This is a genomic window from Streptomyces xanthii, assembly GCF_014621695.1.
Classification (GTDB): Bacteria; Actinomycetota; Actinomycetes; order Streptomycetales; family Streptomycetaceae; genus Streptomyces; species Streptomyces xanthii.
In genome coordinates, this window is sequence record NZ_CP061281.1 from 2,847,068 (window position 1) to 2,869,225 (window position 22,158).

19 protein-coding genes are annotated in these 22,158 nt (G+C 71.7%); 8 read left to right on the forward strand and 11 right to left on the reverse strand.

Features of this window, described 5'->3' with window-relative positions:
* Positions 1 to 70 precede the first annotated feature (70 nt).
* On the reverse strand, positions 71 to 622 hold the full coding sequence (locus IAG42_RS12770) for a hypothetical protein (RefSeq protein ID WP_188337143.1): 552 nt from the start codon (positions 620 to 622) through the stop codon (positions 71 to 73).
* A 127-nt stretch (positions 623 to 749) separates the two neighbouring features.
* Between IAG42_RS12770 and IAG42_RS12775 the strand changes: the two genes are divergently transcribed.
* Genes IAG42_RS12775 through IAG42_RS12785 form a run of 3 tightly spaced genes read left to right on the forward strand, consistent with a single transcriptional unit; the run spans position 750 to position 2,837 of the window.
* Entirely contained in the window at positions 750 to 1,205 is a 456-nt protein-coding gene (locus IAG42_RS12775) for a hypothetical protein (protein WP_188341798.1), read from the forward strand.
* A gap of 1 nt (position 1,206) precedes the next feature.
* Positions 1,207 to 2,469 (forward strand): amidase domain-containing protein, encoded by a 1,263-nt coding sequence (locus IAG42_RS12780; protein WP_188337144.1) that lies wholly within the window; start codon positions 1,207 to 1,209, stop codon positions 2,467 to 2,469.
* Positions 2,469 to 2,837 carry a hypothetical protein gene (locus IAG42_RS12785; RefSeq protein ID WP_188337145.1) on the forward strand — a complete coding sequence of 123 codons (369 nt, stop codon included), beginning with the start codon at positions 2,469 to 2,471 and terminating at the stop codon, positions 2,835 to 2,837. Before IAG42_RS12780 ends, IAG42_RS12785 begins: the two co-directional genes overlap by 1 nt.
* Before the next feature lie 18 nt (positions 2,838 to 2,855).
* Here IAG42_RS12785 and IAG42_RS12790 read toward each other — a convergent pair whose 3' ends face one another.
* The 4 genes from IAG42_RS12790 to IAG42_RS12805 all read right to left on the reverse strand — a co-directional run bounded on the left by IAG42_RS12790 (position 2,856) and on the right by IAG42_RS12805 (position 6,669).
* Positions 2,856 to 4,340, reverse strand: coding sequence for a GntP family permease (locus IAG42_RS12790; protein ID WP_188337146.1), 1,485 nt, complete (start codon positions 4,338 to 4,340; stop codon positions 2,856 to 2,858).
* Between the two features lie 162 nt (positions 4,341 to 4,502).
* The gene (locus IAG42_RS12795; RefSeq protein WP_188337147.1) at positions 4,503 to 4,913 is read right to left on the reverse strand and encodes a RidA family protein; all 411 of its coding nucleotides are present in this window, start codon (positions 4,911 to 4,913) and stop codon (positions 4,503 to 4,505) included.
* On the reverse strand, positions 4,910 to 5,677 hold the full coding sequence (locus IAG42_RS12800; protein ID WP_188337148.1) for an IclR family transcriptional regulator: 768 nt from the start codon (positions 5,675 to 5,677) through the stop codon (positions 4,910 to 4,912). Before IAG42_RS12800 ends, IAG42_RS12795 begins: the two co-directional genes overlap by 4 nt.
* The gene (locus tag IAG42_RS12805; RefSeq protein WP_394811285.1) at positions 5,674 to 6,669 is read right to left on the reverse strand and encodes a sugar kinase; all 996 of its coding nucleotides are present in this window, start codon (positions 6,667 to 6,669) and stop codon (positions 5,674 to 5,676) included. Before IAG42_RS12805 ends, IAG42_RS12800 begins: the two co-directional genes overlap by 4 nt.
* A gap of 242 nt (positions 6,670 to 6,911) precedes the next feature.
* On the opposite strand from IAG42_RS12805, the gene IAG42_RS12810 reads away from it, so the two are divergent.
* Entirely contained in the window at positions 6,912 to 8,210 is a 1,299-nt protein-coding gene (locus IAG42_RS12810; protein WP_188337149.1) for an amino acid deaminase, read from the forward strand.
* Between the two features lie 242 nt (positions 8,211 to 8,452).
* Positions 8,453 to 10,060 carry an N-acyl-D-amino-acid deacylase family protein gene (locus IAG42_RS12815; RefSeq protein ID WP_188337150.1) on the forward strand — a complete coding sequence of 536 codons (1,608 nt, stop codon included), beginning with the start codon at positions 8,453 to 8,455 and terminating at the stop codon, positions 10,058 to 10,060.
* Between the two features lie 15 nt (positions 10,061 to 10,075).
* On the opposite strand, the gene IAG42_RS12820 is transcribed toward IAG42_RS12815, so the two are convergent.
* The 4 genes from IAG42_RS12820 to IAG42_RS12835 all read right to left on the reverse strand — a co-directional run bounded on the left by IAG42_RS12820 (position 10,076) and on the right by IAG42_RS12835 (position 15,352).
* A complete protein-coding gene (locus IAG42_RS12820) occupies positions 10,076 to 10,948 on the reverse strand; it encodes a S1 family peptidase (protein WP_223205962.1) in 873 nt (290 codons plus the stop codon).
* Positions 10,949 to 11,050: 102 nt separating this feature from the next.
* A complete protein-coding gene (locus IAG42_RS12825) occupies positions 11,051 to 12,898 on the reverse strand; it encodes a bifunctional polysaccharide deacetylase/glycosyltransferase family 2 protein (RefSeq protein WP_317453313.1) in 1,848 nt (615 codons plus the stop codon).
* A gap of 1,091 nt (positions 12,899 to 13,989) precedes the next feature.
* The gene (locus IAG42_RS12830) at positions 13,990 to 14,628 is read right to left on the reverse strand and encodes a hypothetical protein (protein WP_188337151.1); all 639 of its coding nucleotides are present in this window, start codon (positions 14,626 to 14,628) and stop codon (positions 13,990 to 13,992) included.
* Positions 14,629 to 14,725: 97 nt separating this feature from the next.
* The gene (locus IAG42_RS12835) at positions 14,726 to 15,352 is read right to left on the reverse strand and encodes an alpha-ketoglutarate-dependent dioxygenase AlkB (protein ID WP_188337152.1); all 627 of its coding nucleotides are present in this window, start codon (positions 15,350 to 15,352) and stop codon (positions 14,726 to 14,728) included.
* Positions 15,353 to 15,605: 253 nt separating this feature from the next.
* Here IAG42_RS12835 and IAG42_RS12840 point away from each other — a divergent pair, with 253 nt between their 5' ends.
* A complete protein-coding gene (locus IAG42_RS12840) occupies positions 15,606 to 16,814 on the forward strand; it encodes a pyridoxal phosphate-dependent aminotransferase (RefSeq protein ID WP_188337153.1) in 1,209 nt (402 codons plus the stop codon).
* A 102-nt stretch (positions 16,815 to 16,916) separates the two neighbouring features.
* Positions 16,917 to 17,330: an SCO4983 family protein gene (locus IAG42_RS12845; RefSeq protein WP_188337154.1), complete on the forward strand. Its 414-nt coding sequence runs from the start codon at positions 16,917 to 16,919 to the stop codon at positions 17,328 to 17,330.
* A gap of 49 nt (positions 17,331 to 17,379) precedes the next feature.
* On the opposite strand, the gene IAG42_RS12850 is transcribed toward IAG42_RS12845, so the two are convergent.
* Both IAG42_RS12850 and IAG42_RS12855 read right to left on the reverse strand, forming a co-directional pair.
* Positions 17,380 to 19,104: an Ig-like domain repeat protein gene (locus IAG42_RS12850; protein ID WP_188337155.1), complete on the reverse strand. Its 1,725-nt coding sequence runs from the start codon at positions 19,102 to 19,104 to the stop codon at positions 17,380 to 17,382.
* Between the two features lie 185 nt (positions 19,105 to 19,289).
* Positions 19,290 to 21,122, reverse strand: coding sequence for a phosphoenolpyruvate carboxykinase (GTP) (locus IAG42_RS12855; RefSeq protein ID WP_188337156.1), 1,833 nt, complete (start codon positions 21,120 to 21,122; stop codon positions 19,290 to 19,292).
* Positions 21,123 to 21,446: 324 nt separating this feature from the next.
* On the opposite strand from IAG42_RS12855, the gene trhA reads away from it, so the two are divergent.
* Positions 21,447 to 22,130: a PAQR family membrane homeostasis protein TrhA gene (gene trhA, locus IAG42_RS12860; RefSeq protein WP_384621185.1), complete on the forward strand. Its 684-nt coding sequence runs from the start codon at positions 21,447 to 21,449 to the stop codon at positions 22,128 to 22,130.
* The last annotated feature ends 28 nt before the right edge of the window (positions 22,131 to 22,158 follow it).

Consider the following 22,158-nt stretch of genomic DNA (forward strand, 5'->3'; position numbering starts at 1 on the left):
TCAAGGGTGCGTAAAGATCCGTGGCGGACAAGGGGTTGGGCAGGAATCGGCCCGAACGTGGTGGGTCCGCTCAGTCCTCGAAGTACGCGTCCAGCGCCTTGTCGAGGGTCTCGGTCCACTCCTGGAGGCGGGCCTTGTCGGGGGCCTCGACGTCGTTCGGGTACCAGCGGCTGTTGGGCGTGTGGACCGTCACGAGCAGGCGCTTGCGGGCCGTGCCGACCTCGACCGCGCTGATCTCGTCCCAGGTGAAGTCCGCCTCCTGGTCGTCGAGCGTGAAGCGGACGCCGGTCGCGTCGACGGTGATGGAGCCGCGGCGGTCCTTCGCCTCCAGCACCGGACCGTCGCCCTCGGCCACTGCGGTCTCGTCCTCAGCCTCGGCTTCCGATTCGGGATCGGCGTCCGTCTCGGCCTCCGGCTTCTCGGCCTCGGGCGCCTCGGTCTCCGGCGCCGCGTCCTCGGGCACCGCGTCCTGCGTCACCTCCTCCGACGGCTCGTCGGATCCCGTGACCGCGTCCTCGACTGCCGTCTCCGGGACGGGAGACGTCAGGCCGGGGACGTACGCCGGGTCGAAACCGGCACCGGTGACGGGCGTGACCTTCTGGCTCTCCATACGCTGCTCCACGGGCCGAAGTATGGCGGACGAGGCTGTGCGGCGCTCCCTCCGGGCCCACCTCGTTATTTGACGTGCCCATTACCGTGCTCTGTTACCTTCGTCGATTCAGGCAGTGCGAGACGGGGGTCGAACGCGCATGGCATGGGACGAGTGGGAAGAGCTCAAGGCCGCGGCGGCCGAACGGCACCGCAACGGGCAGGCGGGACCGGCCGCTCCCCCGGCGCAGATGCGGCTCAACCAGCTGGCGCCCGACGGGGGCGGCGGGGGCCGGCCGGACATCGACATCAAGACCAAGGGCGTGCACGGCGCCGCGAACGACACCGAGACGCTGTCCCGGAACGCCATGACACGGCTGAACCACTCGCTCGACGGCAGCGACGACGTGTACGCGTACCACATGTTCAACGGCTGGACGAGCTCCGTACAGCTCAAGGTGTGCGCCCTGAACTGGGAGGAGCACATGGTGTCCCTCGCCAAGCAACTCGGCGACCTGAGCGCCAAGTTGCGGGACTCCGCGAACGGGTTCGACGGCGCGGACGCCGAGGCGGAGCGCCGGCTGAACGCCGCCGTCCGCGACCTCGGGAAGGCGTGACGTGGTCACCTACGAAGGCATCAACAACGCCCACCCGGAGAAGTGGAAGACGGCCTCGGACGAGTTCCACTCGCTGGCCAAGTACGCGCTGCAGGCGGCGAAGGACCTGCGCGACTACGGGGTCAAGCCGCTCGCCGAGAACTGGACCGACGAGGTCGGCAAGGCCGCCGCGGGCAAGTTCGCGACGCTGGCCGACCAGTTCGAGGTCGCGTACGACATCCTGCTCGCCGTCAACATGGTCGCCGACGGCGTGACCACCGCGATCGAGACCGCGCACAGCACCATGCGCGAGGCGGTGCAGCTCGCCGACCGGTACGGGCTGACGATCGGGGCCGACGGGACGATCACCGGGCCGCCCGTGCACAACCGCACCGAGGCCGAGGAGATGGGCCCCTACCGGCAGCAGGTCAAGGATCTGATCGACCAGGCGGTGGAGCAGGTGACGACCGCCGACAAGCTGGCCGCCACCGAGTTCGCCAAGCTCGGCGAGCAGACCACGCTCACCGACCCGTCCAAGGCGCTCAACGAACTGCAGACGCACGCCTCGCACGTCCAGATGCAGATGATGGCCGCGGACGTCCCGGTGGGCGAGGACCCGACGACCGTGCGTCAGTGGTGGGAGGGGCTCACGCCGAAGCAGCAGAAGGACATGATGCTGGCCGAGCCGACGCTCATCGCGAACCTCGACGGCATCCCCCAGGACGTCCAGACCGAACTGCGCGGCAACGGCAAGTACGACCGGGTCAAGCTGGTCCAGTACGCGCTCGACCACTGGGACAAGGACGACCCGACCGACTTCGGCAACAACTGCACCAACTTCGTCTCCAACGCGCTGCTCGCCTCGGGCATGCAGCAGAAGGAGTCGTTCTGGGGCGGCACCACCGACGACGACAGCTGGATGGTCGGCAACCCGAGCGGCTGGGACTGGGTCGACAAGAAGCTCGCCTACTCCGACAACTGGACCGCCGCCGAGAACAACCAGAACTTCATGCTCCGGCACGGCGGAGAGGAGATCGCGCCCGCCGACGTGAAGCCGGGCGACATCATCTACTACGAGCAGTCCGGCCCCAACGACTCCATCGAGAAGGGCAACACGCACCACGCCGCGATCGTCACCGCCGTGATGCCGGACGGCGAGATCAAGTACACCCAGCACAGCGACTCGTACCAGAACGTGAGCCTCGAAGGCCGTATCGAGGCCACCGAGAAGCACGAGGGTCAGCAGAACATCCGCATCGTCCGCCCCAACCCCGACTGGTACTGATGACCACCATGAACCAGCCCACCACCGCCCCGACCCGCCGCGACGGCCTCCTCACGGCCGCCGTGGTCCTGACCGCGCTGTCGGCCGTGCTGCTCGGCGCGCACATCTCCTTCGACGGGGACACCTTCCAGGACTGCGTGTACCTGGGCCCCTCGACGCGGATGTACGTGACCGCGTGGGCGGGGCCCGTGTGCAGCGTGGCGGCCCTGCTGCTCGCCGTCCGCCGCACCGCGCGCTTCGGCGGCGCGCGGGCGGCGGTGGTGTGCCTGGCGGTGCTGCTGCTCGCCGTCCAGGTCTTCGCGCTGTACTGGGTGTACGCGCCCGACCCGGCCGGCGGCACGGGCTGCTCGGGGCTGGCCCTTCTCTGACCCGTCCCCGAGCCGCCCCTAGACGAACAGGCTGATCACCGCGGCGACCGCGAACCCGGCCACCGACAGGACCGACTCCAGGACGGTCCAGGTGCGCAGGGTGTCGCGCTCCGAGATCCCGAAGTACTTGGAGACCATCCAGAACCCGCCGTCGTTGACGTGCGAGGCGAAGATGGAGCCCGCCGAGATCGCCATGATGACCAGGGCGATGAAGGCCTGCGAGTAGTTCCCCTCGCTGAGCAGCGGGGCGACGATGCCCGCCGTCGTGACGATCGCGACGGTGGCCGAGCCCTGGGCCACGCGCAGGACGAGCGAGATCAGGTAGGCCAGGACGATGACCGGCAGCCCGACGTCGTTGAACGTGTCGGAGAGGGCCTGGGCGATACCGCTCGCCTTGAGGACCGCGCCGAAGACACCGCCGGCGCCGACCACGAGCAGGATGTTGCCGACCGGCTTCAGGGAGGCCGTCGAGACCTGCTCCAGGGACTTGCGGGACCAGCCGCGGCGGATGCCGAGCAGGTAGTACGCGAGCAGCAGGGCGATCGTCAGGGCCACGAAGGGGTGGCCGAAGAACTCGATGACCGAGCGGCCCGTGGAGGGGTCGAACGCGATCGAGGAGAACGTGGCGAGCAGGATCAGCACCAGCGGGGTGCCGATGATCGCGAAGACGATGCCGAGCGGCACGGGCTTCTCGTGGGGCTCGACGCCCGCCTTGCGCTGCTCGGCGACGAGGGCGGCCTTGGCCTCCTCGGCGGCCTCGACCATGTCGTGCGGGACGGGCACGAAGATCCGCTTGCCGATCCAGGCGGCCCAGCCCCAGGCGGCGAGCACGGCGGGGATGCCGCACACGATGCCCATGAGGATGACCCAGCCGAGGTCGACCTTGAGGAGGCCGGCGGCGGCGACGGGGCCGGGGTGCGGGGGCAGGAAGGCGTGGGTCATGGACAGACCCGCGAGCAGCGGCATGCAGTACAGGACGATCGACTTGCCGCCGCGCTTGGCGGCCGCGTAGACGATCGGCGCGAGGACGAAGATGCCGACGTCGAAGAAGACGGGGATGCCGAAGATGAGGCCGGTGAGGCCCATCGCGAGCGGGGCGCGCTTCTCGCCGAAGAGGTTCAGCAGGCGGGAGGCGAGGACCTCGGCGCCGCCGGAGACCTCGAGGACGGCGCCGAGCATGGTGCCCAGGCCGATGATGATGGCGACGTGTCCGAGGGTGCCGCCCATGCCGGTCTCGATGGTGGAGACGGCGTCGGAGCGCTGGACGGTGCCGAAGAGTTCGGTGACGGAGAGGCCGGCGCCGAGGCCGACGGCTATCGAGACCGCGAGGAGGGCCACGAAGGGCTGCAGCCGCACCTTGATGATCAGGAAGAGCAGCAGCACGATGCCGAGGACGGCGATCGTCAGAAGGCCGGCGGTGCCGCCGATCAGGGGCAGGATCCCGCCGGTGTGGGGCGGGGGCGCGACCGGGGCGGTGGCCGCGAGGGGGGACAACGGGGACATGTGGGACCTCGTAAGAGCATGGAGCTTTCAGCAGGAAGGGGGACCGCCGTGGTGCGGCGCCGGGGGGGGGTGACGCGCCGCACCGTGACGGTGAACTCGGTGCACTCGGGGAACTGCGGGTTCCCGTGGGGGGGGAGGGGGCCTCGGGTCCGGGCGGGTGGGTCAGCTCAGGACGGCGAGGGCGTCGATCTCGATGAGCAGGCCCTTGGGCAGACCGACGTAGACGGTCGTGCGGGCGGCGGGGGCCTCCTTGAGGCCCTGCTCCTCGAAGTACGCGTTGTAGATCGCGTTCATCTCGGCGAAGTGGTCGACGTCGGTGAGGTAGACGCGCATCATCATGACGTCGTCCCAGGTCGCGCCGCCCTCTTCGAGGATCGCCTTGACGTTGGCGAAGGTCTGGAGGGTCTGCTCGCGCAGGGTCGGGCCGGCCGGGGTGGGGGCCTGGCCCTCGACGGCGGGCAGGAAGCCGACCTGGCCGGCGACCTGGAGGATGTTGCCCTTCTTCACGCCGTGCGAGAACTTCGCGGGCGGCGTGGTGTGCGTGGCGGGGGTGAGGGCGGTCTTCTCGCTCATGATGAACTGGCTTCCTTCGAGGGGGTGTTGCCGGAGTAGTCCCGGCTGATGGCTTCCGCCGTGCGGCGCACCAGCGGCAGCAGGGTGAGGAGTTCCTCGGCGGTGACGACGACGTTCGGTGCGGAGACCGACATCGCGGCGACGACCTTGCCGTCGGCGCCCCGGATGGGCGCGCCGATGCAGTTGATGGACTCCTCGTGGCCACCGAGGTCGGTGGCCCAGCCCTGTTCCCGCACCTTGTCCAGCTCCTGGAGGAAGGCGGACGCGTTCGGGGTGGAACGGGCCGTGTAGTGGGGGTAGTCGAGCCGCTCCGCGATGGCGCGGCGCTCGGGCTCGGACAGGTCGGCGAGGAGCAGCTTGGCGACGGCCGCGACCGTTATCGCGACGGGCTTGCCGATGCGCGAGTACATGCGCACCGGGTAACGGCTCTCCACCTTGTCGATGTAGAGGACCTCGTTCTCCTCGTAGACGGCGAGGTGGATCGTGTGGCCGCACTTCTCGTTGAGGGCGACGAGGTGGGGGTGGGCGATCTCGCGCACGTCCAGGTTCTCGACGGCCTCCTGGGCGAGGGCGAAGAGGCGGGCGCCCAGGCGGTAGCGCTGGTCGGACTGGCGGTGCACGAGGCCGTGCTCGTGCAGGGTGCGCAGCAGGCGCAGGGCGGTGGACTTGTGGACGCCGAGCCGGTCGGCGACCTGGCCCAGGTCGGCGGGTCCCTCGGCGAGCAGCGGCAGGATGCTGAGCGCGCGGTCGACGGTCTGGCTCATGGCGTGCGTTCCTCCTCGGCGGGCCTCTCGTCGGCGGAGTCCTTGGCGGTCCACCCGGGGCCGAGGTGCAGTTTCTCCCACGCGGGGCGGTCCAGAGCGGTCAGCCGGTCGGCGTGGCTCCGGGCCGGGGGCGCGGTGAGGTCGCCCGCGACGGTGAGGGCGGCGGCGGCCCAGAGGTGGCCGTGGCGCAGCCGGTCGGCCACGGGCAGGGCGCGCAGGGTCGCGGAGAGGAAACCGGCGGCGAAGGCGTCGCCCGCGCCGACGGCGGCGACGACGTCGACGCGCGGGGCGGGCTCCTCGGTGCGGACGGTGCCCTCGTAGGCGACGGCGCCGTCGGCACCCCGCTTGACGACGAGGATCTGCGGCTCGGGCAGCGCGGCGCGGATCGCGTCGGGGCCGCCGGTGATCCCGAAGGCGTCCTCGGCCTCGTCCTCGCCGACGAAGACGAGGTCGGCGCGGCGGGCGAGGTCGAGCAGGACGCGGGCGTCGGCGGGCTCGGACCAGAGGCCGGGGCGGTGGTTGACGTCGAAGGAGACGAGCGGACCGCCGTCCGTGTCCGCGCCGACGAGGGTGCGGAGCAGGCCGAGGCAGTCGTCGGAGAGGGCGGCGGTGATGCCGGACAGGTGCAGGATGCGGCCCGAGCGCAGGGCGTCCAGGTCCGTGTTCGTGGCGGACATCGCGGAGGCGGCGGATCCGGCCCGGTAGTAGGCGACCTCGTGGTCGTCGCCGGCCCGGTCGGCCGCGGTGCGGAAGTAGATGCCGGTGGGGCGGGCGGGGTCGCGGCGCACGGCGCCGGTGTCGACCCCGTAGGCGGCGATCGCCTCGACGAGGTGGTCGCCGAAGCCGTCGGCGCCGACGGCGCTGACCCAGCGGGTGGAGTGTCCGGCGGCGGCGAGCCCGCACACGACGTTGGACTCGGCTCCGCCGATGCCGCGGTCGAACGAGGGAACGTCGGCGAGCCGCCCCGGGACGGAGGGCCGGAACGTGACCATGGACTCGCCGAGCGCGACGACCTCCACGGCCTCCCGGGCAGCCGGGGAGGCCTGTGCGGCGGGTGCGGTTCCGGTGGCGGTCACGGTGCGGGGTCTCCTCGCGGCTGGGGTCGCGGCCAGGTCGCGGCCTGGAGGGTCAACGGCTCCGTTGACCCGGCGTTGGCTCGGATGTTAGACAGCAGTAAGCGACATACGCAATGACCGTTGCACATAATGCAACGGGCAAGCCTGGAGGAGGCTCCATGACCGCCGACAAAGCCGTCGATGCCGTCACCGCGCTGGAGGAGCTCGCGCACGAGCGGGTCGACTTCCGGTTCAAGGGCATGCCGCCCGCGGCCGAGGGCCTGACGGTCGCGGAGCTCGCCGCGCGCCGGCTCAACCTCTTCACCGACGGCTTCACCACGCCGGTCCTCGCCCTGTCGGCGGAGCGCCTGGAGCACAACCTCGCGCTCATGGAGACGTACACGGAGCGGCACGGGCTCGCGTTCGCGCCGCACGGCAAGACGTCGATGGCCCCGCAGCTGTTCCGGCAGCAGGTCGACCGCGGCGCCTGGGGCATCACCCTCGCCGTCCCCCACCAGGTGCGCGTCGCCCGGAAGTTCGGCACCGAGCGGGTCTTCCTGGCGAACGAGGTCGTCGACGCGACGGCGCTGCGCTGGATCTCCGCCGAGCTGGACCGCGACCCCGGCTTCCGCTTCATCTGCTACGTGGACTCCGTGCGCGGCGTCGAACTGATGCAGTCCGCCCTGACCGCCGCCGGGGCCTCCCGGCCGGTGGACGTGGTCGTGGAGCTCGGCGCGGGCGAGGGCGCCCGGACCGGGATCCGCACCGAGGCCGAGTGCGCCGAGGTCGCCGACGCGGTGGCGGCGGCGCCCTCGCTGCGGCTCGTCGGTGTCGCCGGGTACGAGGGCGAGGTGCCGCAGGCGACCCCCGAGCGGGTGCACGCCTGGCTGCGGCGGCTCGTCGCGCTCGCCGCGGACTTCGACAAGGCGGGGCGCTTCGCCGGGCTCGACGAGATCGTGATCAGCGCGGGAGGCTCCGCCTGGTTCGACGCCGTCGCCGACGTCTTCGCCGAGATCCCCGAACTGAGCGCGCCCGTCCTGAAGTTGCTGCGCTCCGGGGCGTACGTGTCGCACGACGACGGTCACTACCGGCGGCTGACGCCGTTCAACCGGGTCGCCGAGGAGGGCGCGCTCGAGCCGGCGTTCCGGCTGTGGGCGCAGGTCGTGTCGCGGCCGACGCCGGAGCAGGCGTTCACCAACGCCGGCAAGCGGGACGCGGCCTACGACCTGGACCTGCCCGAGGCGCAGGTCGTGCGGGACGGGCGGACGGGGGCCCTCCGGGATGCTGACGGGATCTCTGTGACGGGGCTGTCGGACCAGCACGGGTGGGTCCGTACGGAGGGCTCCGCCGGGGTGGAGGTGGGTGACTGGATCGGCATGGGGCTGTCGCACCCCTGCACCTCCTTCGACAAGTGGCAGCTCATCCCGGTCGTGGAGGCGGACGGCACGGTCGTGGACTACGTCCGCACGTTCTTCTGAGACGGGTGCGCGACCACGCGCCGTAGGCCCACGGGCCTCGTGTCGACCACTGGCCGGTGGGGCTTCTCGCGCAGTTCCCCGCGCCCCTGAAATGCAGGCGCTTCGCGCCGCATTTCCCCGATGGGGCACCGCCCCGATGGAGATCGCGCACGCAGTGCGCATCTCCAGGGGCGCGGGGAACTGCGCGACCAGCCCCCACCGGACCCGCACCCGAAAGACCCCCCCAAGAGAGGCAGCCAGGAATGACGGACCTGGTCATCAAGGACGTCAAGGTCATCGACGGCACCGGTGAACCCGGATACCGCGCCGACGTGGCCGTCACAGACGGCCGCATCACCCGCATCCACCCGGAGGGCAGGGGCCCACGCCCCACCGCCGCGCGGACCCTGGACGCGGACGGACTCGCCCTGTCCCCCGGGTTCATCGACATGCACGCGCACAGCGACCTCGCCCTGATCCGCGACCCGGACCACAGCGCGAAGGCCGCCCAGGGCGTCACCTTGGAGGTCCTCGGCCAGGACGGCCTGTCCTACGCGCCCGTCGACGACCGCACCCTGGGCCAGGTCCGCCAGGTGATCGCCGGCTGGAACGGCGACGGCTCCGACATCGACTTCGACTGGCGCACCGTCGGCGAGTACCTGGACCGCCTCGACCGCGGCATCGCCGTGAACGCCGCCTATCTGATCCCCCAGGGCACGGTCCGGATGTACGCCGTCGGCTGGGACGACCGGGACGCGACGGACGCCGAGCTGGACCACATGCGCCGGCTCGTCGCCGAGGGCATGGAGCAGGGCGCGGTCGGCATGTCGTCGGGGCTGACGTACACGCCGGGCATGTACGCGAAGGACGCCGAGCTCACCGAGCTGTGCCGGGTCGTCGCCGGGTACGACGGCTACTACTGCCCGCACCACCGCAGCTACGGCGCCGGCGCCCTGGAGGCGTACCGCGAGATGGTCGAGCTGACCCGCAGCGCGGACTGCTCCCTGCACCTGGCGCACGCCACGATGAACTTCGGCGTGAACAAGGGCAAGGGCGCCGACCTGCTGGAGCTGCTCGACGAGGCGATCGCGGCCGGAGCCGACATCAGCCTCGACACCTACCCGTACACGCCGGGCGCCACGACGCTCGTCGCGATGCTGCCGAGCTGGGCGAACGAGGGCGGCCCCGACGCCACCCTGGCCCGGCTGCGGGACGACGCGACCGCGGAGCGGATCCGGCACCACGTCGAGGTCATCGGCTCCGACGGCTGCCACGGCGTGCCGATGGAGTGGGACACGATCGAGATCTCCGGTGTCTCCGATCCGGGGCTCGCCGGGTACGTCGGCAAGACGGTCGCGGAGGCGGCTGCCGGGCACGGCGAGGCCCCCTGGGTGACCGCCCGGCGCCTGCTGCTCGCCGACAACCTGGGCTCGACGATCCTCCAGCACGTCGGCCACGAGGACAACGTGCGGGCGATCATGAAGCACCCCGTGCACACCGGCGGCAGCGACGGCATCCTCCAGGGCGTCAAGCCGCACCCGCGCGCGTACGGCACGTTCCCGCACTATCTCGGGCACTACGCCCGCGACCTCGGCGTGCTGTCCCTGGAGGAGACGGTCGCGCACCTGACCTCGCGGCCCGCGGCCCGGCTCAGGCTGCCGGACCGCGGTCTGGTCCGCGAGGGCTACCGCGCCGACCTGGTGCTCTTCGACCCGGACACGGTGGCGGCGGGCTCGACGTTCGAGGCGCCGCGCACCCTGCCGACGGGCATCCCGCACGTGCTGATCGACGGGAAGTTCGTCATCGAGGACGGCCGCCGCACGGACGTCCTCGCGGGCCGGTCCGTACGGCGTACGCCGTCGAAGAGCTAGCGGTCAGCCGCGCGACTAGGCCTGGGGCTCGGGGAGTTCACACTTCTCGCGCCCCAGGTCGAGCGTCCCGTCGTGGCGCAGGCAGGGCACGATCCCGTAGGTCTGCTGCGCGTAGCGGGCGTCGGGGCGGACGGTGACATTGCCCTTGCGGTCGACCTCGCAGGGGTTGTCGAGCGTGCACTCCTCGCCGTTCTCGTTGTGGGTGTTGTTGACGGCGATCACGCGTCCGGTGTGGTCGTCGATCACCGGGGAGCCCGAGGTGCCGCCGATGGTCTCGCACCCGGGGGTGTAGCGGACCGAGTCCTTCCAGGTCCACCAGTACTCCTTGAGCTGGGGCACGAACCCGTCGACGGAGCACTTGTACTGCTTCTTCCAGTACCCCGACACCACGGTGATGTCGGTGTTCTTGCGCGGGTGGCGCGGGTCGAGGAGCAGCGGCGCCACGTGGTACTTGGCCTCGATCTCGGCGTACGTGCTGGTGAGCCGGTACAGCGAGACGTCGGTGTCGGTCATCGTCGCGTACGAGATCTGGTCGGCCTGCACGGTGCCGAGCTGGCCCGCGTTCTCGTCGAGGACCTTGAAGGTGCGCTTGGACGGCTGGTCCACGACGACCTGGCCGGCCTTCGGGAAGCCGGTCTCTATGCAGTGCCCGTTGGAGAGCACCATCGCGGGGTCGTCGGGCTCGGACTGCGGGGTGCGCACGATCGAGCCGGAACAGTTGCTGAGCGCGACGGTGCCCGCGAAGGTGACGGGCGCGTCGTTCGGTCTCTCCCGGACGCCGTTGTCCGCGGCGGCGGGTGCCGCGCCCGCCCCGGCCAGGACGAGCGCGAACGCCGCGCCCGTGAGGACGCGGCCGAGCCTCGGTGTCATCGGTGCTGCAGGTGCCATTGGGTGGAGCCCCCCTTGCCGACGCCGGGTACGGCGTCCGTTGCCGATGGTTGCCGTGCGCATTCTTCGGGCTCGGCGGGCGGCGCGACAAGAGGGCGGACGTCAACTCCCTTGGCGCGCGGCCTGGTTGCCGAAGGTTCCGGCGCGCTGCATGCGCTGCCAGCGCAGCCGGTTGCCGAGCAGGGCCGTGACGACGGACTGCACGACGACCAGATACATCAGCTGGCGGTAGACGACGATCTGCAGCGGAAGCGTCCACACCGGCTCGAAGCGCTCCTTGTCGAGGCGTAGCGCGTACAGCGCGCTGACGACCTGGACGGCGGTGAACGCCAGCCAGACCAGGGCCGCCTGGCCGGTGCCCTGGAACAGCAGCCCGTACACGGCGAACACGTCGACGAGCGGGGCGAACAGCGGCAGCAGCGTCTGGAAGAGGAGCAGGTAGGTCAGGCCGCGGCGGCCGAACTTGCCGGCCTGGCCGCGCTCGACGAGGGCGCGGCGGTGCTTCCACATGGCCTGCAGGGTTCCGTAGCACCAGCGGTAGCGCTGCTTCCACAGCTGGCGGACGCTCGCCGGGACCTCGGTCCAGGCGATGGCCGTCTCCTCGTAGACGACACGCCAGCCGGCCCGGCACAGGGCCATGGTGAGGTCGGTGTCCTCGGCGAGGGTGTCCTCGCTGACCCCGCCGACGCCGTCGAGGGCGGTGCGGCGGAACGCGCCGATGGCGCCCGGCACGGTCGGCATGCACTCCAGCACGTCGAACATGCGGCGGTCGAGGTTGAACCCGATGACGTACTCGAGGTGCTGCCAGCGGCCCAGGACGCCCTGGCGGTTGCCGACCTTGGTGTTGCCGCTGACGGCGCCGACGCGCGGGTCGGTGAACGGCTGGATGAGGTTCCCGATGGCGTCGGGCTCGAAGACGGTGTCGCCGTCGATCATCACGACGAGGTCGAACTGGGCCCAGGACAGGCCCGTGTTGAGGGCGGCGGCCTTGCCCGCGTTCTCCTGCCGCACGACCATCACGCGCGCGTCCTGGGCCCGCATCCACTCGGCGATCTCGTACGTCCGGTCGCTCGAACCGTCGTCGACGACGATGACCTGGACGTAGGAGTGGTTGGAGGCGAGCAGCGAGCGGATCGTCGCCTCGATGCCGGCCTCCTCGTTGTACGCGGGCACGATCACGGAGACGGGTTCGGTGAGGCGGGGCGGGCGGCGGCCGCGGCGGCGCCGGGCGCGGACGCGGCGCACGTGGACGCGGGCGACGGTGAACAGCAGCACGAGCCGGGCGACGGTGATGACGCCGGCGGCGACCATCAGCCAGACCATGGCGTCGACGAAGAAGCGGGACGCCGTCTGGGCCCAGACCAGTGCGGTGCCGCGGACCTGTTCGGTGACGGAGACGGAGTGGGTGACGCCGTCGAGGCCGAGGCCGTCGCCGACGGTGGTGAAGCGGACGCCGCCGAGCGGGGCGGCGAACAGCCGCTCGGTGTCGCGCACGGCCTGCGCGGAGCCGGTGAACTGGCGCACGGCGCCCAGGCGCGGGGAGCGGGCCGGGTCGTCCGCGGCGACCACGACGTAGCCGTCGGCCATGGCGCGGCGGGCGGCGTCGGCCTGGTCCGCGCACAGGGACGCCGTGGTGGCGGTGTGCGGCAGGCGCAGGAGCCGGGTGCCGACTCCGGCCGAACCGGCCAGGGTGTTCTGGCCGAGGGAGAGTTCGAGGCGGGCGCGGACGGCGGAGACCTCGGCGAGGTTGACGTCGCTGTAGGTGTGGGTGCCGATCTCGTGACCCTCGTCGCGGATCCGGCGCACGAGGCCGGGGTGGGCGGCCGCCTCGGTGCCGGTGAGGAAGAAGGTGGCGCGGGCGTGGTGGCGGGCCAGCACGTCGAGCAGGGCCGGCGTCCAGGCGGGGTCGGGGCCGCCGTCATAGGTGAGCGCCACGGCCCTGGCGGGCATCCGGGCGCTGCGCGGGTCGCCGGTGCCGGGGTCCTGGCTGAGGACGGGCCCCGCCGCGCGCAGGCGCCGGCCGGTCCGGAGGTGGCGGCGATCTCGTGCCGCCCGTATCCGCTGAAGGTCAGCGCCGTCGCGGCGACGGCGAGCCCGAGCAGCAGCAGGAGCCAGTGCGCGCGCGGGTCCCGGCGCAGGGCGTGCCGGGTGCGGGGGCGTGCGGGTGGGGGTGGGGTGCGGCGGGCGCTCGCACGGGGTGCGGTGGTGCGGGTGTCGCGGGGGGATCTCCGGGTCACTTCGGTCCCTTGCTGGGCCCCGGCGGACGGTTGCCTCGCCCGGGGGTGTCGGTGGGGTTCCCCCGAGCGGGCGCGGTGGGGTGCGCCTCGCCCGTACGGCCGGACACGCAGCTGGTCAGGCTCGCGCCGTTCTTCTCGGGTGTGAGGAAGGTGTTCTCGGGTGCGCGGGAGGTCCTCTCGGGTGCGCGGGCGGTCCTCTCAGGTGCGCGGAGGGTGCTGTCAGGTGCGCGGAAAAGCCTTCGGGGCACGTCGGTCCCGCGACGGACACCGTGGCGCGGGTCGGTTCGGAACCCTGCCGGGCCCCGGCGCGCGGTCGCCTCGCCTGTGCGGCCGGACGCCAAACCGGTCGGGCTCGCGCCGGTCCTCTCCGGTGTGCGGAGGGTGCTGTCCGGTGCGCGGAAAAGCCTTCGGGGCACGTCGACTTCGCGACGGACACCGTGGTCCGAGTCGGTTCGGAACCCTGCCGGGCCCCGGCGCGCGGTCGCCTCGCCTGTGCGGCCGGACGCCAAACCGGTCGGGCTCGCGCCGGTCCTCTCCGGTGTGCGGAGGGTCCTCTCAGGTGCGCGGAGGGTCCTCTCAGGTGCGCGGAGGGTGCTGTCCGGTGCGCGGAAAAGCCTTCGGGGCACGTCGACTTCGCGACGGACACCGTGGGCCGGGTCGGTTCGGAACCCTGACGGGACCCGGCGCGCGGTCGCCTCGCCTGTGCGGCCGGACGCGGAAGCGGTCGGGGTCGCGCCGGGCTTCGCGGGTGGGTGGGAGGGGGTTCGGGTCACGTCGGTCCCGCGGCTCGCACCGGGGGCCGGGTCACTTCGGGCCCTTGGTGGAGCCGTTGCCGCGGCCGGGGTTGTTGGTGGAGTTGCCGCGGGCCGGTTCGGTCGTGGGCGGGGGCGTGGTGGCCGGGGTGTCGGCGGTGCCGCGGGACGTGGAGGCGGCCGGGCTCGCCTCCTTCTTCCCGGGCGTGTCGTCCGGGTCGCCGGACGGGGTGGCGCTCGGGGCCCCGGTGGCTCCGGTGCCGGACGGGGCGTCGGTGGTGACGGGGCCCGGGGCCGCGGGGGCCGAGTGCTCGGCGCGCTGCTTGCCGCCGTCGTCGTCGCCGTCGGTCCAGGACAGCGGGCCGCTCGACGGGCTCGCCCCGAACAGGCCGAAGACGACGACGCCGAGGAAGACGACGCAGACGGCGCCGAGCGCGATCCCGCCGCGCCGCATCAGGCGCCCCCGGCGCCCGGTGGTGTCGACGAACACGGCGCCGTCCTCGTCGGGCACGACGGGGAGCGGCTCCGTGGTGTCGTGGAGGGCGGCCGGGGCCACGGTGGCCGATTCACGCCAGCCGTGGACCGTGGCCGGATCGGCGTAACCGTCGTAGGCGCCCGCCGCCTGCTGTGGGTCGTAGACGACACCGGACAGGTTCGCTTCGGCGTCTTCTCGTGGGTGCTGCCAGGACATGAGCGCGGATTTTAAGGGGTTCCGGTGGCCCGGAACAGTCGTCGGCGATATCGCCGCAGACCGGCCTTTTCTCCGCCAAGCGCGCGGAACCCCGAGGTCAGCGCACCCCGTGTGGCCGGAACTGGACGCTGATCCTGGGCCCGGCCGCCCGGGTCGACTTGGGGATCGCGTGCTCCCAGGTGCGCTGGCAGGAGCCGCCCATGACGATGAGGTCGCCGTGCCCGAGGGCCCGGCGCACGGCGGGTCCGCCGCCGACGGGCCGCAGCACGAGGTCCCGGGGCGCTCCGACGGAAAGGATCGCCACCATCGTGTTCTCGCGGGCGCCGCGCCCGATGCGGTCGCCGTGCCAGGCGACGCTGTCGCGCCCGTCGCGGTAGTAGCAGAGCCCGGCCGTGGTGAACGGCTCGCCCAGCTCGCGCGCGTAGTGGGCGGACAGGGCGTCGCGGGCCGCGCCGAGCACGGGGTGCGGGAGTTCCTGGCCCGCCCCGTAGAACTTGAGGAGGCGGGGCACGTCGACGACCCGCTCGTACATCTGGCGGCGCTCGGCCCGCCACGGGACGCGCTCGGCGAGCAGCTCGAACAGGGCGTCGGCGCCGTGCAGCCAGCCGGGCAGCACGTCGATCCAGGCGCCGGACCCGAGCTCGGTGCGGCGCAGTCCGTCGAGGCCGCCGAGCGCGGTCTCCTCGATCCGGTCGGCCTGGTCGAAGAGGGATCCCTGGAGCATGACTCCAGACTAACCCCCTTCTTCGAACATGTGCTCGAACACGCGCAAGCGGCCGGAACACCCGCCCTCCCGAGTGGCCGATCTCACCCGGCCCGACAGGCCCACGCATCCAAGCCGCACCCCCGCCCGCACCCGGCATTCCTCAGGCATCCGGCACTGCGTGCCATCACATCCGAAACCGGTCCCGGCCGGGGTCCTCCGGGCGGCGGCCAAGCGAGCGCGCCCCCGCGAGCGGCCGCCGTACAGTCTGTCCATGCAGCTCATCCAGTCGACCAAGCTCGCCAACGTCTGCTACGAGATCCGGGGCCCGGTTCTCGAGGAAGCGATGCGGCTGGAGGCGGCAGGGCACCGCATCCTCAAGCTGAACACCGGCAACCCGGCCGCGTTCGGCTTCGACTGCCCGCCCGAGATCCTCGAGGACATCCTCCGCAACGTCGGGGACGCCCACGGCTACGGCGACGCCAAGGGCCTGCTCGCCGCCCGCCGCGCGGTGATGATGCACTACCAGACCCTCGGCGTGGAGACCGACGTCGAGCACGTCTACATCGGTAACGGCGTGTCCGAGCTGATCGTGATGGCCATGCAGGGCCTGCTCGACGACGGCGACGAGGTGCTGGTCCCCGCGCCGGACTACCCGCTGTGGACGGCCGCCGTCTCCCTGTCCGGCGGCACCGCCGTGCACTACCGCTGCGACGAGCAGTCCGACTGGATGCCCGATCTCGCCGACGTGGAGCGGAAGGTCACCGACCGCACCAAGGCGATCGTCATCATCAACCCGAACAACCCGACCGGCGCCGTCTACAGCGACGAGATGCTGCGCGGCCTCACCGACATCGCCCGCCGGCACAACCTGCTGGTCTGCTCCGACGAGATCTACGACAAGATCCTCTACGACGGCGCCACGCACACCCCGACCGCCGCGATCGCCCCGGACCTGCTGACCCTCACCTTCAACGGCATGTCGAAGGCGTACCGGGTGGCCGGCTACCGGGTCGGCTGGATGGCGATCTCCGGCCCCCGCGCGCACGCCCAGTCGTACATCGAGGGCCTGACGATCCTGGCGAACATGCGCCTGTGCGCGAACATGCCGGGCCAGCACGGCGTCGTCGCCGCGCTCACCGGGCGGCAGACGATCGACGACCTGGTGCTGCCGGGCGGCCGGCTGAAGGAGCAGCGGGACGTGGCGCACGGGCTGCTCACGCAGATCCCGGGCGTGACGTGTGTGAAGCCGAAGGGGGCGCTGTACCTGTTCCCGCGCCTCGACCCCAAGGTGTTCAAGATCAAGGATGACCGGCAGATGGTGCTCGACCTGCTGCGCGCCGAGAAGATCATGGTCGTCCAGGGCACGGGCTTCAACTGGCCGGAGCCCGACCACTTCCGCGTCGTCACCCTGCCCGACACCCGGCAGCTGACGGAGGCCGTGACCCGGATCGGGAACTTCCTGGACGGCTACAGCCAGTAGCGCCGCGCCGGACGCGACTCGTTTTTGGACAGGTTCTAATTTAGACGAAGTCCAAGGTACGATGGAGGTCAATCCGCGCCCGCTCCTGTCTGGAGGCCTCCGATGTACGAGCCGATCCGCACCAAGTCGGTCCACACGACGGTGGCCGCGCCGGGCGGCGACTTCCCGCACCGCTCGCGCGAGGAGGAGCTGGACATCCAGCTCGCCGGGCACCTCGCGGCCCTCCTCGCCGTGACCGACGAGCTGCGCGCGGTCGCCGGGACACCGGAGCTCGACACGGCCGCGGCGGAGCTCGCCGCCCAGGTCGCCCGCCTGCGCGGCGGTCACGCCCCGGCCCGCTCGACCGTGGCCGACGCCCTGCACGAACCCCATGTGATCGCCCTGCACCAGCGCGCCCACGCCCTCGCGGGCCGCGCCCTGGTCGTCGCCGCGTCCCGCGCGGACACGGCGGCCGCGATCCTCGCCGCCCGCCGGATGGAGTTCCACGCGGACGCCACGGAGCCCGTCGCGGCGTAGGCGTGGCGTAGGGCCGGATCGTCGATGCCCCCGGCCCTACGTCTCCGGGTCAGCGGCGCACGAGCACCGTCGCCGACGCCGTCGCGTCCCGGTGGTCGGCGTCACCGGCCCAGGTCAGCGTGTACGTCGCCGACTTGATGGTCCGCGGGGTGTCGCGGAGGGTGAAGGCGCCGTCGGCGCCGACCGTCACCGGAGCCAGCTCCGTCGTCCCCAGCCGGTCCGTGCGGCGCACGGTGAGCGTGAGGCCTGCGGGCAGCGCGGGCCCCGTGGCCGTCAGGGTGCCCGGGATCACCACGCCGGCGCTCATCGTCGCCTCGTCCGGCGCGTCGAGCGTGAGCGTCGTCGGCGCCTTGCCCACCTGCACCGTCCGCACGACGTCCGCCGCGGGCCGGTGCGTGAGGTCGCCCAGGTAGGACACCCGGTACGTCGCCTCACCGACCTTGTCCGGCACGTCGAAGACCGTGAACGTGCCGTCCGCGGCGAACTTCACCGGGGTCAGCTCCGTCTTCCCGTCCGCGTCCTCGCGCACGGCCGTCACCTTCGTGGGGTCCGCGGGCGCGGGCCCGTCGAACTCCAGCCGGCCGCGCAGCGCCACCGGCTCCCCCACCACGGCGCTGCTCGGCGACTGCGTCAGATCGCCGCTGAACCGGGCGTCGTACTGGGCGGCCGGCGGCGTGATGACGTGCAGCCAGAACTGGCTGCCGTAGGAGGTCACCGCGAACAGCCGGGAGCCGTCCGCCGCGAACTCCAGGCCGCGCGGGGCGATCTCGCTGCCGTCGAGGCTGCCCTCGAAGGCGAACTCCAGCGGCGCCGTCGTGTCCGCCGGGTTCGCCGGCTGGATCAGCAGGTCGGGCGTGGAGCCGTAGGCGGCCGCGCCCCGGGCCACGTACTTGCCGTCGCCGCTGAAGGCGACCGCGGAGGCCTTCGCCCCGGCGGGCAGCGGCTGGTACTGCTCGGCCGCGTCGGTGAAGTCGTCCGCGTTCAGCAGGCGGGTGCCGGCCGCGGCGTCGGCGACGGCGAGCTTCTTGCCGTCGGCGCTGGGCGCGAGGTCCTTGAAGTCGAGGGCGCCCTTGCCGTCCTCGCCCGCGAAGCGGCGCTCGGGGCCGCGTACCGGGTCGTCGTTGTCGGCGGCGAACGCGGTGATGAAGGGGTTCGGCGCGCTGGAGTTGGCCGGCTGGGCCGCGTAGAAGCGGTCCGGGGCGGCCGGGCCGCCGCCGAAGAGCTGGATGCGGCCGTAGTCGCCCCAGCCGGTGTTCTGCGCCGGTTCGCTCAGCCGGCCCAGGGTCGCGTACGCGGAGTCGCAGTAGCCGAACGAGTACGCGCTCGTGTGCCAGACCCGGCCGCCCGCGACGGCCAGCGAACGCCCGCAGGTGTCGTAGCTCGCGCTCGTCAGGCTCCGCTGCTCCAGGGTGGCGGCGTCGAAGGCCAGGATGCCGCTGGGCTGCGACACGTACAGGGTGGTGCCGTCGGCGCTCACGTCGAGGCCCGAGGCGGCGGCGGGCGTGCTGATCGAGGTGATCTTCCGGCCGTCGAAGTCGTAGACGTGCACGGCCGGGGGCGTCGGGTTCGACGCGGGGCCCTCCGTGACGTAGACGCGCTGGTGGGCGGAGTCGACCGCCAGCGCCGAGAAGTTGGTGACCGGAAGCTTCACGGCGGTGTCGGCGGGCGTAGCGGCGACGGCCTGCGAGGCCGTGGCACCCACCAGCCCCGTCGCCCCGAGCACCCCGGCCACGAACAGTGCGGCGGAACGTCTGAAGTGCTGAACCTTGCTCAACTATGCCCCCCACAGGCTGAGTTGGCGCCCATCCCCCTCGATGGGCGACTGTGTGGGGACATTGAAACATGTGGTGGACATGTGAAGAGCCGAGTCGACCACGGCCCACCGGCACACGCGCACGGCGGCACACATGCGAACGAGCCCCCCGTACGCCGTTGTACGGGGGGCTCGTTCAGGTCCGGCTAGCCGAGGCGCTGCACCAGGTTGCGGTACTCGTCCCACAGCTCCTTGGGCGTGTGATCGCCGAAGGTGTTGAGGTGCTCGGGTACCAGAGCGGCTTCCTCGCGCCAGACCTCCTTGTCGACGGAGAGCAGGAAGTCCAGGTCGGAGTCGGCCAGTTCGAGGCCTTCCGTGTCCAGGGACTCCTTGGTCGGGAGGATGCCGATCGGGGTCTCGACACCTTCCGCCCGGCCGTCGAGGCGGTCGACGATCCACTTCAGGACGCGGGAGTTCTCACCGAACCCGGGCCACACGAAGCGCCCGTTCGCGTCCTTGCGGAACCAGTTGACGTAGTAGATCTTCGGGAGCTTGGCGGCGTCCTTGTCGGCACCGACCTTCACCCAGTGGGCCATGTAGTCGCCCATGTTGTAGCCGCAGAACGGCAGCATCGCGAACGGGTCGCGGCGCAGCTCGCCGACCTTGCCCTCGGCGGCGGCGGTCTTCTCGGAGGCCACGTTGGCGCCCAGGAAGACGCCGTGGTTCCAGTCGAAGGACTCGGTGACCAGCGGCACGGCGGAGGCGCGGCGGCCGCCGAAGAGGATCGCCGAGATCGGCACGCCCTTCGGGTCCTCCCACTCCGGCGCGATGATCGGGCACTGGCCGGCCGGGACGGTGAAGCGGGCGTTGGGGTGCGCGGCCGGGGTCTCGGACGCGGGCGTCCAGTCGTTGCCCTTCCAGTCCGTGAGGTGCGCGGGCGCCTCCTCGGTCATGCCCTCCCACCACACGTCGCCGTCGTCGGTCAGGGCGACGTTCGTGAAGACGGAGTTGCCCCACATGGTCTTCATCGCGTTGGCGTTGGTGTGCTCGCCGGTGCCGGGCGCGACACCGAAGAAGCCGGCCTCGGGGTTGATCGCGTAGAGGCGGCCGTCCTCGCCGAAGCGCATCCAGGCGATGTCGTCACCGATCGTCTCGACGGTCCAGCCGGAGATCGTGGGCTCCAGCATCGCGAGGTTCGTCTTGCCGCACGCGGACGGGAAGGCCGCGGCGACGTACTTCGACTCGCCCTGCGGCGGCGTCAGCTTGAGGATCAGCATGTGCTCGGCGAGCCAGCCCTCGTCACGTGCCATGACGGAGGCGATGCGCAGCGCGTAGCACTTCTTGCCCAGCAGGGCGTTGCCGCCGTAGCCGGAGCCGAAGGACCAGATCTCGCGGTCCTCGGGGAAGTGCGAGATGTACTTGGTGGAGTTGCAGGGCCACGGGACGTCCTGCTCGCCCTCGGCCAGCGGGGCGCCCAGGGTGTGGACGGCCTTGACGAAGAAGCCGTCCTCGCCGAGCTCGTCCAGGACCGGCTGTCCCATGCGGGTCATGGTGCGCATGGAGACGGCGACGTACGCCGAGTCGGTGATCTCGACGCCGATCGCGGACAGCGGCGAGCCGAGCGGACCCATGCAGAACGGGACGACGTACATCGTCCGGCCCTTCATCGAGCCGCGGAAGACGCCCTTCTCACCGGCGAAGATCTCCCGCATCTCGGCGGGGGCCTTCCAGTGGTTCGTCGGGCCGGCGCCCTCCTCCTTCTCGGAGCAGATGAAGGTGCGGTCCTCGACGCGGGCGACATCGGACGGGTCGGAGGCCGCGTAGTAGGAGTTGGGGCGCTTGATCGGGTCGAGCTTCTTGAACGTCCCCTTGGCGACCAGCTCCTCGGCCAGCCGCTCGTACTCGGCCTCCGAGCCGTCGCACCAGACCACGCGGTCCGGCTGCGTGAGCTCGGCGATCTCGTTGACCCACGAGATCAGGCCCTGGTGGGTGGTCGGGAGGGTGTCCGGGGAGTTGGGAGCCGCGATGTCGCGCGCCACGATCGCTCCTAAATGAGGGGTATGGAGGTTGATGCCCCGTGGGGGCTGCGACCCGGACGCTGCGCCTCCCGTTCCACTGATCCCAGTGGGCGCTCATCCGGTGCCGACGGCACTCATTTGATCATCCGACCGTTTCGCCCATATGTCCAGGGGGCCTCACACCTGAGCGACGTGAGGATTCCCACTCGATACGCAGATTTCACCTTCCGATTGCCGTCCGCCTCCGCTCACGGCCGCACGAGTGAGGGTGGGGGCAGCCCCAGGACGGAAAAGGGGGGAGGCTCCATATCTGTCGCCTACGGTCCCGTAGGTACGATGCCCGCCATGAGCGCCGCCGCAGAGCCCAGCGAAATCCCCGCAGCAGAGCCGTCGTTGCTGAAGCCGATACTGCGCGGCTGGCTGCACGCGGGCATGTTCCCCGCCGTGCTGATCGCCGGCATCGTCCTGACCGCTCTCGCCGACTCCACGCGGGGCCGCGTCGCCTGCGGGATCTACGTCCTCACGGCCTGTCTGCTCTTCGGGGTCAGCGCGCTCTACCACCGGGGGAACTGGGGGCCGAAGGCCGGCGGGGTGCTGCGCCGCCTCGACCACGCGAACATCTTCCTGATCATCGCGGGCACCTACACCCCGCTGACGATGCTCCTGCTGCCCGAGGCGAAGGGGCAGTGGCTGCTGTGGGGCATCTGGGCCGCGGCGGCGGCCGGCATCGTCTTCCGCGTCTTCTGGGTCGGCGCCCCGCGCTGGCTCTACACCCCCTGCTACATCGCGATGGGCTGGGCCGCGGTCTTCTTCCTCCCCGACTTCATGCGGGAGGGCGGCATCGCGGTGCTCGTCCTCGTGATCGTCGGCGGGCTGCTCTACAGCGCGGGCGGGGTCATCTACGGGATCAAGCGGCCGAACCCGTCGCCGCGCTGGTTCGGCTTCCACGAGGTCTTCCACTCGCTCACGCTGGCCGCGTTCGTCGTGCACTACGTCGGGATCTCGCTGGTGGCGTACCAGCACGCCTGATCCGTACGAGCTTCCCCTTCAGGGCCGC

Excerpts from the sequence above, each read along its gene's own strand:
- IAG42_RS12775 (WP_188341798.1), top strand. The coding sequence starts at position 750 with ATGGCATGGGACGAGTGGGAAGAGCTCAAGGCCGCGGCGGCCGAACGG.
- IAG42_RS12815 (WP_188337150.1), top strand. The coding sequence starts at position 8,453 with ATGACGGACCTGGTCATCAAGGACGTCAAGGTCATCGACGGCACCGGT.
- IAG42_RS12790 (WP_188337146.1), bottom strand. The coding sequence starts at position 4,340 with ATGTCCCCGTTGTCCCCCCTCGCGGCCACCGCCCCGGTCGCGCCCCCG.
- IAG42_RS12795 (WP_188337147.1), bottom strand. The coding sequence starts at position 4,913 with ATGAGCGAGAAGACCGCCCTCACCCCCGCCACGCACACCACGCCGCCC.
- trhA (WP_384621185.1), top strand. The coding sequence starts at position 21,447 with ATGAGCGCCGCCGCAGAGCCCAGCGAAATCCCCGCAGCAGAGCCGTCG.
- IAG42_RS12785 (WP_188337145.1), top strand. The coding sequence starts at position 2,469 with ATGACCACCATGAACCAGCCCACCACCGCCCCGACCCGCCGCGACGGC.
- IAG42_RS12800 (WP_188337148.1), bottom strand. The coding sequence starts at position 5,677 with ATGAGCCAGACCGTCGACCGCGCGCTCAGCATCCTGCCGCTGCTCGCC.
- IAG42_RS12840 (WP_188337153.1), top strand. The coding sequence starts at position 15,606 with ATGCAGCTCATCCAGTCGACCAAGCTCGCCAACGTCTGCTACGAGATC.
- IAG42_RS12830 (WP_188337151.1), bottom strand. The coding sequence starts at position 14,628 with ATGTCCTGGCAGCACCCACGAGAAGACGCCGAAGCGAACCTGTCCGGT.
- IAG42_RS12835 (WP_188337152.1), bottom strand. The coding sequence starts at position 15,352 with ATGCTCCAGGGATCCCTCTTCGACCAGGCCGACCGGATCGAGGAGACC.
- IAG42_RS12845 (WP_188337154.1), top strand. The coding sequence starts at position 16,917 with ATGTACGAGCCGATCCGCACCAAGTCGGTCCACACGACGGTGGCCGCG.
- IAG42_RS12820 (WP_223205962.1), bottom strand. The coding sequence starts at position 10,948 with ATGGCACCTGCAGCACCGATGACACCGAGGCTCGGCCGCGTCCTCACG.
- IAG42_RS12825 (WP_317453313.1), bottom strand. The coding sequence starts at position 12,898 with ATGCCCGCCAGGGCCGTGGCGCTCACCTATGACGGCGGCCCCGACCCC.
- IAG42_RS12810 (WP_188337149.1), top strand. The coding sequence starts at position 6,912 with ATGACCGCCGACAAAGCCGTCGATGCCGTCACCGCGCTGGAGGAGCTC.
- IAG42_RS12805 (WP_394811285.1), bottom strand. The coding sequence starts at position 6,669 with ATGGTCACGTTCCGGCCCTCCGTCCCGGGGCGGCTCGCCGACGTTCCC.